Raw genomic sequence first — 13,858 nt, forward strand, 5'->3', positions numbered from 1 at the left:
TGGCCGGACATCTGTTTAGAAAGCAGCAATCAAATGAAAGGGCGAGGCTTCTCTTGGGAAGCCTCGCCCTTTTTGTATGGAAAGCTGTTACTGTCCTGCCAGGCAGGCTCTCTTTTCGAACGGATAGGTGGGCAGCGGAATGCGGCGTCGCCTTTCCTCCGCATACTGCGCCGTCCAATCGACCGTCTCGCCCAGCAGCCACTTTTGAACATCAAGATCGTCGATCTCCTGTTGCGGTGCCTGCAGTCGCTCGATCGCCTCCTCGCGGGTGGCGCATCGAACGGCGAAGCGGTGTTCAAACTCCGCTCGTCCAAGCTGGAGCGTATAGGCCACATCTGCCAGCTCGATTTCTGGAGCAACCGTCAGATGGTCGGCGAGGCGCTGCGCCATCTTCTGCAGAGCGCTCGGCGTTTTGGCCGACAGGATCAGCAGATGGCTGTTCCGCTCTGAAGATTCCGACTGCTGTACGGGCGCTTCTTCGAGGATCAGGTGGGCGTTGGTGCCGCCCATCGCAAACGAGTTGATGCCCGCACGCCTCGGCACGCCGTCAGCCGTCTTCCACTCCCGCGCTGCTGCGCTCACATAGAGCGGGCTGTTCGCAAAGTCGATCTGCGGGTTGGGCTGCTCAAAATGCAGCGTCGGCGGCAACGTTTTCGCCTTGAGCGCCATCACCGTCTGGATGACGTTGGCGACGCCAGCCGAGACCGCCGTATGCCCGATGTTCGGCTTGATCGAGTGCAGGGCGACCGTGTTCGGCGTCCACCCTTCCGCTGCGTACGCTTGCGTCAGCGCGGTCGCTTCGATCGCATCGCCGAGCGGCGTCCCCATCCCGTGCGCGGTGATCGCCGTCACCGTGCTCGGTTCGATGCCCGCCTGCTCGATCGCCTCGGTCACCACTCGCTCGATCCCCTCCATGCTCAGCGCCATGTAGCCGACCTTCTCCGCGCCATCGTTGTTGATCGCCGTCCCACGGAAGACCGCGTGGATCGTGTCGCCATCGTTTTGCGCGTCCTCCAGCCTTTTCAGCAGGAGCGTGCCGACCGCTTCGCCGGTGAAAGCGCCCGCCGTGGTCGCATCGAACGGTTTGCAGTTGCGGCCATCCACCGAGTATGGCCCGCCTTCAAACGCTAAGTACCCTTGTTTCTGCGGCACTTTCACGTTGGTCCCTCCGGCGAGCGCCATGTCGCATTCCCCGGCGAGCAGGCTCTTGCAGGCCAGATGGATCGCCACCGCCGAACCGGTGCAGGCTGTCTGCACCGAGAGGCTCGGGCCTCGCAAGTTGAGCAGGTAGGAGATGCGCGTCGTCAGGAAGTTCGAATCGTTGCCCCAGGAGACGTGCAGGATGTTGTCCGGGTTTTCCAGCACGCTCGGGTTGGCGAACACCAGCTGGCTGTACGTGTTTTCCCCGCTCGCCGCATAGAGGGCGATCCGCTCGTCTCCGCGACGTGGATTGTAGCCGGCGCTCTCCAGCGCTTCCCACGCGCATTCGAGCAGCAGGCGCTGCTGCGGATCGGTCAGCTCTGCCTGCGCTTGGCTCATGCCGAAAAATTCCGGATCAAACTCCTCTGGGCGGTCGAGCATCGCACCTGCCATCACCATGCCAGGGATGTCCAGCGCCGGCTTCGCTTCGGGGAAGAACTGCACCGACTCGACGCCGCCCACGATGTTTTGCCAGAACTGCTCCACATCGTTCGCATCGGGGAAGCGTCCCGACATCCCGATGATCGCGACTGCCGACGAGTCGGAGGCGGCGAGGCGTGGCTTCGATCGCTTGGCCACAGCGGGACGAGACTCCGCATCGTGGCCGAGATAGCTCATCAGCGAGCGGATGGTCGAGTGCTTAAACATCGTCACCAGCGGGAAGGTGCGCCCGACTGCCGCTTGGATTTTTTGATGCGCGGTCGTCAGCAGCAACGAGTGCCCGCCGAGGTCGAAGAAATTATCGTCCAGCCCGACCCGTTCGACTTGTAACACTTCGCGCCAGATGCTGACCAGCTCATGCTCAAGACCTGCTTGCGGTACCGAAAGCCCCGCCTCTGCGACGATCTGCACATCTTCCGGCTTTGGCAGCGCTTGGCGATCGACCTTGCCGTTTGGCGTCAGCAGGAACGACTCGACCACGACGATCGCCGACGGCACCAGGTAGGCGGGCAGCTTGTCTTTCAGCCAGACGCGCAGGCGAGCGGACGTTGCGCTTTCGGCACCTGTGGTGACCACATAGGCGACCAACCGCTTGTCGCCCGGTCGATCCTCGCGCACCATCACCAGCGCATCCTGCACATCCGCATGATGGAGCAACACTTCCTTCACCTCGCCCGGCTCAATCCGGAACCCGCGAATCTTGACTTGGAAGTCGACCCTGCCGATAAACTCGATGTTGCCATCCGCCAAGTAGCGCACCCGGTCGCCCGTCTTGTACAGCCGAGCGCTCCGATCGCTGGTGAACGGATGGGGAATGAATCGCTCCTCCGTCAGCTCCGGTCGGTTCAGATAGCCGAGCGCCAACCCGTCTCCCCCGATGTACAGCTCGCCCGGCACGCCGATCGGCACCGGCTGCAAGTTGCGATCCAAAACGTACAGTTCGGTGTTGGCGAGCGGTCGCCCGATCGGAATCGACACCGCTCCTTCTGGCACCGCTTCGATCAGGTGCCACACGGCGAACGTCGTGCTCTCCGTCGGGCCGTATCCGTTGAGCAGTCGCTCTGGCCCACCGCTGCGCAACACCTCTTTCACCCATTTCGGATCGAGCGCATCGCCTCCGACGATCAGATCGCGCATCGTGCCAAAGGCGTCAGGTACGCTCTGCGCCATCTGGTTGAACAGCGCGACCGTCAAGAACATCGAGGTGATGCCCTGCTCGCGAATCGCGGTGGCAAACTCTTGCGGTTGCAACACCACCTCTTTCGGCAGGATGACCAGACTGCCGCCGTTGAGCAGCGCTCCCCAGATTTCGTAGGTCGCCGCGTCAAACGCGGAGTTGGCGACCTGTCCGATCCGATCGGTCTGCTCAAACTGAGCGAAGTTGGTGTTCTTGACCAAGCGGTTGACAGCTCGATGAGGGATGCTGACCCCTTTCGGTCGGCCGGTCGAGCCTGACGTATAGATCACATAGACGAGCTGTTCCGGTCCGGTCTGACAGGACAGATCGTCTCCGTCCTCCTGCTCGATCCACGCCCAGTCGCGATCCAAGCAGATCATCTCCGCCGAGGTCGGGGGAAGATCTGCCAACAGTTTTTCCTGGGTCAACACGATCGACAATTCCGCGTCTTCGATCATCATCGCCAGGCGCTGCTGCGGATACTCCGGATCGAGCGGCACATAGGCGCCTCCCGCCTTGAGAATCCCCAGCATCCCCACGATCAGATCGAACGACCGCTCGACGCTGATGCCTACTCCGCGATCTGGGCCGACCCCTTTGCTGCGCAGACGGCGCGCCAGTCGATTCGCACGCTCGTTCAGCTCCTGATAGGTCAGCTGCTCTGCGCCGAAGAAGACGGCCGGTCGATCTGGCGTTCGCTTCACTTGCGCTTCGAACAGCTCGTGCACGCAGCTGTCTTTCGGATAGTCTGACTCCACCTTGCTCCATTCGGACAGCAGCGTCTGCCGCTCCTCCGCCCCGAGCATCGACAGCCTGTGGATCGGTCTGTCCGAATCCTCGGCGATCGCAAGCAGGAGCATCTGCCAATGCTCGATCATCCGCGCCACCGTCTCCCGATCGTACAGGTCGGTGTTGTACTCGACCATGCCGCCGATTCGCTCCCCGCTCTCTTGCATCGAGAAGGTGAGGTCAAACTTGGACGTCTGGCCCGTGTACGGCTCTTGCTGCATCGTGAGCCCCGGCAGGTGCCACGTTTGATCTGGAATGTTTTGCAGGATCATCACCGCTTGGAAGAGCGGGCTTCTGCTCGGGTCGCGCTCCACCTTGAGCAGATCGACCAACTGTTCAAATGGCACCTCCTGATGCGCATACGCATCGAGGGTCGTTTTGCGTACCCGCCCGATCAGCTCGCGGAACGTCACGTCGCCCGACAGGTCGGTGCGCAGCGGCAGCATGTTGACGAAAAAGCCGATCAGCCCTTCCAGCTCCGCTCGGTTGCGCCCCGCGATCGGCGAGCCGACGACGATATCCTCCTGGCCGGTATAGCGGTACAACAGCGTATTGAAAGCTGCCAGCAGCGTCATGAACAGGGTGGCTCCCGCTTCGCGGCTCAGCTTGACCAATTGTGCGGTCACGTTCTCCGACAACTCAAACGGTAAGACTGCCCCGCGATAGCTGAGCACAGGTGGCCGCGGGCGGTCTGTCTGCAGATCGAGAATCGGCAATTCCCCGCCCAACTGCTCTTGCCAATAGCTGTGCAGTCGATCGATCACCTCGCCCTGCAGTCTGTTCCGCTGCCAGATCGCAAAGTCTGTATACTGGATCGGCAAAGGATCGAGGTGGCAGGCAGCTCCTGTCACTTCCGCTTCATACAAGGCGGACAGCTCGCGGGTCAACACGCTAAACGACCAGCCGTCTGAGATGATGTGATGTTTGTTCAGCAGCAGCAGGTGCTCCTCCTCCGCCAGTCTGATCAGCAAAACGGTAAACAGCGGGCCTGCAGTCAGGTCGAAACGGCGATTCGCCTCCTCCTGCAACAGCCGCTCGACGTCCGCCTGGCGCTCCATGTCCTGCATGTAGGAGAGGTCGATCACCTGCATCCGCTGCGATCCAGTCGCCAAGACGATCTGTCTTGGCTGATCTCCATCTGCGGCAAACGCGGTGCGCAACGATTCATGGCGATCCAGCAGCTGATCGAGGCTCCGCTTTAAGGCGGATAGATCCAACCTGCCTTGTAAGCGCAACAGGTGCGGCATATTGTACATCGGGCTGTCGGGGTCGAGCTGGTGCATAAACCACAGCCTTTGCTGGGCGAATGACATCGGCAAGATGACCCCGCGCTCCTGTCTGCCGATCTGCTCCTCCAAGCGCTCCGATCGATCAGGTTCGAGCAGCTGGGACATCTCGGCGATCGTCGGCCGATCGAAGCAGGCGCTGAGCGGCAGTTCGATCGCAAACGCATGGCGCATGCGCGAGATCAGCTGTGTGGCCAACAGCGAATGGCCGCCCAGTTCAAAGAAGTTGTCATGAATGCCGACCGGATCGACGCGCAGCAGATCTGACCAGATCGCAGCCAGCTGAAGCTCCTGAGCGGTCTGCGGTGCGGTAAATTCGCTACCCAGCCGCTCGTGCGCTGGCTCTGGCAGCGCGCGCCGGTCAACCTTTCCGTTTGCGGTCAGCGGGAATGCTCGCAGCGCGACGATCGCAGAGGGCACCATGTAGGGTGGGAGCTGCGCTTTCAAGTAGACTCGCAGCTGTTGATTCACCGCTTCAGGCTCCTCGTCTGCAACCACATAGGCGACCAGACGCTTATCGCCTGGCACATCTTCACGCGCTAAGACGATCGCATCGCGAACCAGCTCGTGGCGCAGCAGCACCTCTTCGATCTCCCCCAGCTCGATGCGGAAACCGCGAATCTTCACCTGATAATCGATCCGGCCGATAAACTCAATGCTGCCGTCCGCCAGGAAGCGAACCGAATCGCCCGTCCGGTACAGGCGAGCTTGCGGATCGGAGGAGAACGGGTGCGGGACAAATTTCTCCGCCGTCAGCTCCGGACGATTGTAGTAACCGCGCGCCAGCCCGTCGCCGCCGAGGTACAGTTCGCCTGGCACCCCGATCGGCACCGGCTGCTGATGACTGTCGAGCACATAGGCGGTCGTGTTGGCGATCGGCTTGCCGATCGGAACTGTCAGCGCGCCGGCTGGCACCTCCTCGATCAAATGCCAAGTGGCATACGTCGTGCTCTCCGTCGGCCCGTACATGTGCAGCAGCCGCTCCGGCCCGCCCTGTTCGAGCAACGACCTCACGCGCTTCGGATCGCACGCTTCCCCTCCGAACAGCACCGCCCGCCGCTCGCCGAGCATCTCCGGCACTTCATCGACCAGCTGGTTGAACAGCGCGGTCGTGACAAACAGAATGTTGAGCTGCTGTCGATCGACCTCCGCTGTCAGCTTGGCCGGGTTCAGCAAAATCTCCTTGGTCAACATCACCATCCGCGCCCCGTGAAGCAATGCGCCCCAGATCTCAAAGATCGCCGCATCGAAAGCGGAGTTGGCTCCTTGGCTGATCCGATCCTCCGGCGTGATCGTCAAATAATCGTTGTTCAGCACCAAGCGGGCGATCGCCCGCTGCGTGATGCAGACCCCTTTCGGTCGACCGGTCGAGCCGGACGTGTAGATCACATAGGCAAGATGGTCACCAGTGGTCAGACAAGGTGGATTTTCTCGTTCCGCACCCGCCTCCTGCATCTCCTGTTCGATCTGATCCAACAGCAGCAGTTCAGCAGTCGACGGCGGCAGTAGCGGCGCCATCTTCCGATCGGACACGATCACCGCAAGCTCCGCATCCTCGATCATCAGCGCCAGCCGTTCTGTCGGGTAGTCCGGATCGAGCGGAACGTACACGCCGCCCGCTTTGAGAATGCCGAGCAGCCCGACCAGCATTTCGAAGGAGCGCTCGATGCACAGGCCGACCAGCGATTCTGTCATCACCCCAGCCTTGCGCAATCGATGCGCCACGATGTTCGCTCGCTCGTTCAGCTCCCGATAGGTGATCGACCGATCGTCGCACATCGCCGCGATCGCATCTGGAGCGCATGCTGCTTGCTGTTCGAACAGCTGTTGCAAAGAGAGGTCGCGCGGATAATCCCGCTGCGTCTCGTTCCATTCACCGATCATCTGCCGCTCCGCTTCCGGTGCCAGCAGCGGGTAGGCGTGGAGCGGTCTGGTCGGATCGTCACAGACCGCCTCCAACAGTGTCTGCCACGACATGATCATGCGCAGGATCGTTTCCGCTTCGAACAGATCGGTACAATATTCGACCGTCCCCGTAAGCTGATCTTCCTGATGCGTCAGCGAAAAGCTGAGATCGAACTTGGATGTCCCTCCCTCAAAAGGCTGCAATTCTAAGCTCAGCCCAGGCAGGTTCCACGTGTTCTCCTCCATGTTTTGCAGCATCATCACCGCTTGGAACAACGGCGTGCGGCTCGGGTCTCGCTCCGCCTGCACCAGCTCCACCAGCTGTTCGAACGGCATGTCCTGATAGGTGAAAGCGCTCAAGGTCACCTCGCGCACGCGCTCGACCAGCTCGTGAAAATCGCCTGCGCCCGCCAGATCGGTGCGAATCGGCAACATGTTGACAAAAAAGCCGATCAATCCTTCGATCTCCACGCGGTTGCGCCCGGCGATCGGCGTGCCGACGACGATGTCCTCCTGACCGGAGTAGCGGGAGAGCAGCAGATTGAACGCGGAGAGCAGTGTCATGAACAATGTCGCATTTGCTCGCTTGCTCTGCTCGATCAGCTTTTGCGTCAACTCGGCAGACAGCGCAAACGGCACGTACGCACCGCGGTGGCTAAACTTCGCCGGGCGCAGTCTGTCGGTCGGCAGGTTGAGAACGGGCAGTTCACCCCCGAGTGCCGCTTGCCAATAGTCTGCCTGCTGCTTCCGAACTTCCCCTTGCAACCAATCGCGTTGCCAGACGGAAAAGTCTGCATACTGCACCTGCAACTCTGGCAGCTGTGCCGCCTCACCGCCCGCATGCTGTCCGTACAATTTTGACAGCTCGTCCGCAAAGATGCTGATCGACCATCCATCGGAGACGATGTGGTGCATGTTCAACAGCATCCAATGCTCGCGCTCCGTCAAGCGCGCCACATCGACTCGCCACAGCGGCCCTTTTTCTAAATCGAACGGTGTGCGCGCCAACTCCCTCAGCAAACGATCCGCTCGATCTGCACGCTGCTGATCTGGTTGAGCGCTCAGGTCATGCAGGGTCAGCGAGACAGGCATCTGCTCGTGGAACACCTGCACCGGATGATCCTCCACGGTGGCAAACGTTGTGCGCAGCGCTTCATGGCGGCGCACGATCTCCGCCAGACTGCGCTCAAGTGCAGGCAGATCGAGATCGCCCCTCATTCTGAGCAGATAGGGCATGCTGTACATCGGGCTGTTCGGATCGTATTGGGCCATGAACCACAGCCGCTGTTGGGCAAAGGACAGCGGGAACTGCTGGTTGCGGGCGATCGGTACGATCTTGTCGCCGACGACCTCTTCTGTCGCCTTGCGGATCTCATGACACATCTCCTCCACAGTCGGCGCTTCAAAACAGATTTTCAGCGGAAGTTCGACTCCGAAAGTTCGGCGGATATGCGAGATCAGTCGGGTCGCCAACAGCGAGTGTCCGCCCAGATCAAAGAAATTGTCGTGCACGCCGATCTGCTCGACACCCAGCAGCTCCGACCAGATCGTCGCCAACACTCGCTCCTCGTCGGTGCGCGGCTCAACATGCATCTCTTCAGCGCCCCGATTCAGCTCCGGCACCGGTAAAGCGCGACGATCCACTTTGCCATTCGGCGTCAAGGGCAGGCTGTCCAGCATGACAATCGCGGACGGCACCATATAGGCGGGGAGCGTTTGCTTCAGATAATCGCTCAGCTCCTCGCTCGATAGATCTGCCGCTTCGACGGGCACTGCGTAAACGGTCAAGCGCTTTTCGCCCGCCACATCTTCACGCGCCATCGCCAGCGCATCGCGCACCAGCTCGTGCCGCTTCAACACATCCTCGATCTCTCCCAACTCGATGCGGAACCCGCGAATCTTCACTTGGAAGTCGATGCGGCCGAGATACTCGATGTTTCCATCGGGCAGATAGCGCACCGCATCGCCCGTCTTGTACAGCCGCGCTTGCGGGTCTGGTGAGAACGGATGCGGCACAAACTTTTCTGCCGTCAGCTCAGGCCGGTTCAGGTAGCCTTTCGCCAACCCGTCGCCGCCGATGTACAGCTCCCCTGGCACGCCGATCGGCACGGGCTGCATCTGGCGGTCGAGCACATAGAGGGTCGTGTTCGACAGCGGCTTGCCGATCGGGATCGAAACGAGATCCTCCGGCACCGCTTCAATTTGGAACCAAGCGGCAAACGTCGTGCTCTCGGTGGGCCCATACGCATTTAACAGCCGCTGTGGCGCTGCCTTTTCCAGCAGTGCTCGCATCCGCTTCGGATCGCACGCCTCCCCGCCGACCAGCACATCGCGCATACCCTGAAACATCTCCGGCACCTCGTCGACCAGCTGGTTGAACAGCGAGGTGGTCACAAACATCGTGTCGATCTCCTGCTCCCTCACCGCTTGCAGCAGTTGCGGCGGGTTGAGCAGCGTATCTTTTGACAGGATCACCACTCGCGCTCCGTTCAGCAACGCGCCCCAGATCTCGAACGTCGCCGCATCAAACGAAGCGTTCGACACCTGCGCCACCTTGTCCGTCGCCGTAAATTGCACATAGTTGGTATCGCGCACCAAGCGGACGATCGCGCGGTGCGGAATGCCCGCCCCCTTCGGGCGACCGGTCGAGCCGGACGTGTAGATCACATAGGCGAGATGGTCGGCTGTCGACTGGCAGGGGATGTTTTCCCTGTTGGCAACCTGTTCTGCCCTGACCTCATCGAGCAGGAGCCACTCCGCTTTCGCCTGCGGAAGCTGTGCGGACAGCTCACTCGTGGTGATCACCACCGCCAACTCCGCATCTTCGATCATCAAGGCCAGCCGCTCTGCCGGATACTCCGGATCGAGCGGCACGTACGCCCCACCCGCTTTCAGGATGCCGACCATCCCGATCAGCATGTCGAAAGATCGCTCGACGCTCAGGCCGACCAGACTTTCTGCCTGTACGCCCAGCTCCCGCAAGCGATAGGCGACCCGATTCGCCTGCTCGTTCAGCTCTCGATAGGTCAGCGATCTCCCTTCCCACACGGCGGCGATCGCTTCCGGCGTGCGCTGTACCTGCTGTTCGAACAGCTGATGCACACACAGCTCCCGCGGATAGCCTGACTCCGTTTCGTTCCACGCTCCCAGCAGTTGCTGCTCTTCTTGCGCAGTCATCAGCGGATAGGCGTGAAGCGGTTTTGCCGAATCTTCGCAGATCGCTTCCAAGAGGAGTTGCCATGAGCCGATCATCCGCTGGATCGTCTGCGCCGCAAACAGGTCGGAGTTGTACTCGACAAACCCGTCCAATTTTCCATCTATCTCCTCCAAGGAGAACATCAGGTCAAACTTGGCCGTCCGATGTTCGACCGCCTCTGCTCGCATCTGCAAGCCGGGCAGCTGCCAGCTCTGCTCCGGCAGATTTTGCAGGATCAACACCGCTTGAAACAGCGGCGTTCGGCTCAGGTCGCGCTCTTGTTGCGCCAGCTCGACCATGCGCTCAAACGGGATGTCCTGATGCGCATAGGCGCCGAGCGTCACCTCGCGCACCTGTTCCAACAGCGCAGGGAAGTCGCTCACCTCGCTCAAATCGATCCGTAGCGGCAACATGTTGACGAAAAAGCCGATCAGTCCTTCCAAGTCGGTCCGGTTGCGCCCGGCGATCGGCGTGCCGACGATCAGCTCCTGCTGACCGGAGTAACGGGCGAGCAGCGTGTTGTATGCAGCCAACAGCGTCATATACAGCGAAGTGCCCATCCGCTTGCTCAGCGCTTGCAGCTTGGCGGTCAGCTCTGCGGACAGACCGTACCGCTCGGTCGCTCCCCGGTAGCGGAACACAGCGGGGCGCGGATGGTCGGTCGGCAGCGCGAGCACCGGAAGTTCGCCCGCCAGCCGCTCCTGCCAATAAGCGAGCTGTTGCTCATCCTGCGCCGCAGTCGAATGCTCCTGTTGCCAGATCGCATAGTCTGCATACTGTATCGGAAGCGCCGGATAGTCGAGCGGCGAGCCGTTCGCAAGGTGGCTGTACCCGATCGACAGCTCGCGCGCGAGCACGCCCATCGACCAGCCGTCCGCCGAGATGTGGTGCATCAGCAAAAGCAACAGGTGTTCCTCTGCTGCCAGCTGGATCAGCGCTGCGGAGAAGACAGGCCCTGCGACCAGATCGATCGGACGCGCCCCGAGCTCCGCCACCAAGGCGGCCGCCTGCGCCTCCCGCTCGCTCTCCGACACCTCGCGCAGATCGAACTCGTCGATGCGCACCGCCTCTGCTGGGCGCACGCGCTGCACAGGATCGGAACCACCAGCTGCAAACGTGGTGCGCAACACCTCATGGCGAGCGACAAGTTGATCCAAGCTGAACGCAAGCGCCCGCTTGTCCAACAGCCCGCTTAACCGCAGCAGATAGGGCAGGTTGTACATCGGATTCTCGCCATGCATCTCGTGCATAAACCAGAGCCGTTTTTGCGCAAACGACAGCGGGATCGTCTCCCCGCGGCTGACGGCGATCTGCTCGTTCGCCGCTACCTTCATCTGCGCACCGAGCAGCGCAGCCATCTCAGAAAGCACCGGAAACTCAAAACAATGCGCATAGGTCAGCTCGACCCCCAGCTCCTGGCGCACGCGGGAGATCAACTGGGTCGCCAACAGCGAGTGCCCACCCAGCTCCAAGAAATTATCTGATGCTCCGACGCGCTCACGATGCAATACGTCCGACCAGATCGCAGCCAACGCCCGCTCCGCCTCGGTGCGCGGTGCGATGTATGCCTCCTCCACTTCGATCGCGCTCCAATCGGGCACGGGCAACGACTTGCGATCCACTTTGCCATTTGGCGTCAGCGGCAGGCTGTCCAGCATGACGAACGCGGACGGCACCATATAAGCTGGGAGCTGTTTCTTCAGATAATCGCGCATCTCTCCAAACGAAATGTCAGTCCCTTCGATCGGCACGAGGTAGCCGGTCAACCGCTTTTCCCCCGGCACGTCCTCGCGGGCCAACACCAACACATCGCGCAGGTAGGGGTTACGTTTGATCACCTCTTCGATCTCGCCCAACTCGATGCGGAACCCGCGAATCTTCACTTGGAAGTCGATGCGCCCGATAAACTCAAGATTACCGTCTGCCAGATAGCGCACCGCATCGCCCGTCTTGTACAGGCGAGCTTGCGGGTCTGACGAAAACGGATGCGGCACAAACTTTTCTGCCGTCAGATCCGCTCGGTTCAGATAGCCTCTCGCCAACCCGTCGCCGCCGATATACAGCTCGCCCGGCACGCCGATCGGCACTGGGCGCATGCGACGGTCGAGCACGTAGAGGGTGGTGTTGGCGATCGGCTTGCCGATCGGAATCGCAGTCGCCTCCTCTGCCAGCTCTTCGATCAGATGGCAGGTGGCGATCGTCGTGCTCTCCGTCGGACCATAGGCGTTCAACAGCCGCTCAGGGCCACCTTTTTTCAACAGTGTGCGCACCCGATTCGGGTCGCCCGCCTCCCCGCCGAACAGCACGTTGCGCATCCCCTGAAACATCTCAGGCACCGCATCGACCAATTGGTTGAACAGCGCCGTCGTCACCAGCATCGTGCTCACTTCATATCGCTTGATAGCAGCAGCTAACCGCGGGGGATCGAGCAACGTCTCCTTGGACAGGATGACCGCTCGCGCACCGTTTAGCAACGCGCCCCAGATTTCGAACGTCGCCGCATCAAACGCAGAGTTGGACACCTGCGCCACCCGATCTTCCACTGTAAAATTCAAATAATCTGTATGCTTCACCAAGCGGCTGATCGCTCGATGCAAAATGCCGACGCCTTTGGGACGACCGGTCGAACCGGACGTGTAGATCACGCAGGCGAGATGATCGGATGCGGTATGGCAGGGCAGGTTTTTCAGCCGATCAGGATCTCCCGCCTCCATCGCGCTCGACACAATCTCCTCAAGCAGCAGCAAGTGCGCTTCCGTCGCTGGCAGTCGCTCGGCCAACTGACGTGTGGTGAGCACCGCCTTCAGGCTCGCATCTTCGATCATCAGCGCGAGCCGATCGGTCGGGTACTCCGGATCGAGCGCTACATAGCCGCCGCCCGTTTTCAGGATGCCGAGCATCGCGATCAGCATGGCAAATGAGCGCTCCACGCATAAGCCGACCAGCGAATCGGCTTCCACACCCAACTCCCGCAGGCGATGTGCCACGAGGTTCGCACGTTCGTTCAGCTCTCGGTAGGTCAGCACCTGCTCCTCCCAAACGGCTGCGATCGCATCGGGTCGCCGAGCCACTTGCTCCTCGAACAGCTGGTGCAGGCAGACGTCATTCCGATAGTCGATCTGCGTATCTGTCCAAGCGTCGATCAGCCGCTGCTCTTCCAGTGTGAGCAGCGACAGGTCGGCCACTTTCTGCTCCGGCTGCTCAAGGATCGCGCGGAGAAGATTTTGAAAATGGTTCGCCATCCGCTCGATCGCATCGGGTGCAAACTGCGTTCGCTCATACACAAACTCCAACTGGTACTGCTGGCCTGCCCGCACGATCAGCGCGAGCGGCAGTCGCAGGTCCCCCAGCTCTTCATTGAGGAACAGGCCGATTTCAAACAGCGGCTCCCCCTCCGCGATCTGACACCACTCGCGAATCTCCTCCAGCGTTGCGGTCAGCTGATCTCGCACCGCCTCGCGCTCCGCATGCAGCTGTTGCATCCACTGCGCGGCACCGGTTTCCTCCTCGATTTTGATCCGCACAGGAAGGGGCACCCCCGAAGTGCCAAACGTGCTGCCAAACAGGACATCTTCCTCTCCGCTGTACCTGCTGAGCAACAACGCCCAAACATTTTCAAACAGCGATTCCCAAGTCACATGATGGGTTCCATTTAAGAAATAAAACTTTTCTGATATTTCAGTCGACAGTGATGCTACAAATGTTCCGTGTCCCACTTCCTGTCGCAACTCACTCTGCAAACGCAGTGTGGTCGGCTCTTTGCCCGCTTCCAGGCAGGATTTCCAATGATCCCCTCGCACTACAATTCCCATAACCCGCCTACACCTTCCTAAGAAATTTAGATAAATCGTCCTGCAAAATGAG

The 13,858-nt window shown here is 60.7% G+C and carries 1 protein-coding gene; it reads right to left on the reverse strand.

Annotated features, from left to right (window positions below):
• Positions 1-87: 87 nt before the first annotated feature.
• Positions 88-13,806, reverse strand: coding sequence for an amino acid adenylation domain-containing protein (locus tag ACFSOY_RS13780; protein WP_386047527.1), 13,719 nt, complete (start codon positions 13,804-13,806; stop codon positions 88-90).
• Positions 13,807-13,858: the final 52 nt, after the last annotated feature.

The sequence above is a fragment of the Tumebacillus lipolyticus genome, from assembly GCF_042682745.1.
Lineage (GTDB): Bacteria > Bacillota > Bacilli > Tumebacillales > Tumebacillaceae > Tumebacillus_A > Tumebacillus_A lipolyticus.

Excerpts from the sequence above, each read along its gene's own strand:
- ACFSOY_RS13780 (WP_386047527.1), bottom strand. The coding sequence starts at position 13,806 with ATGGGAATTGTAGTGCGAGGGGATCATTGGAAATCCTGCCTGGAAGCG.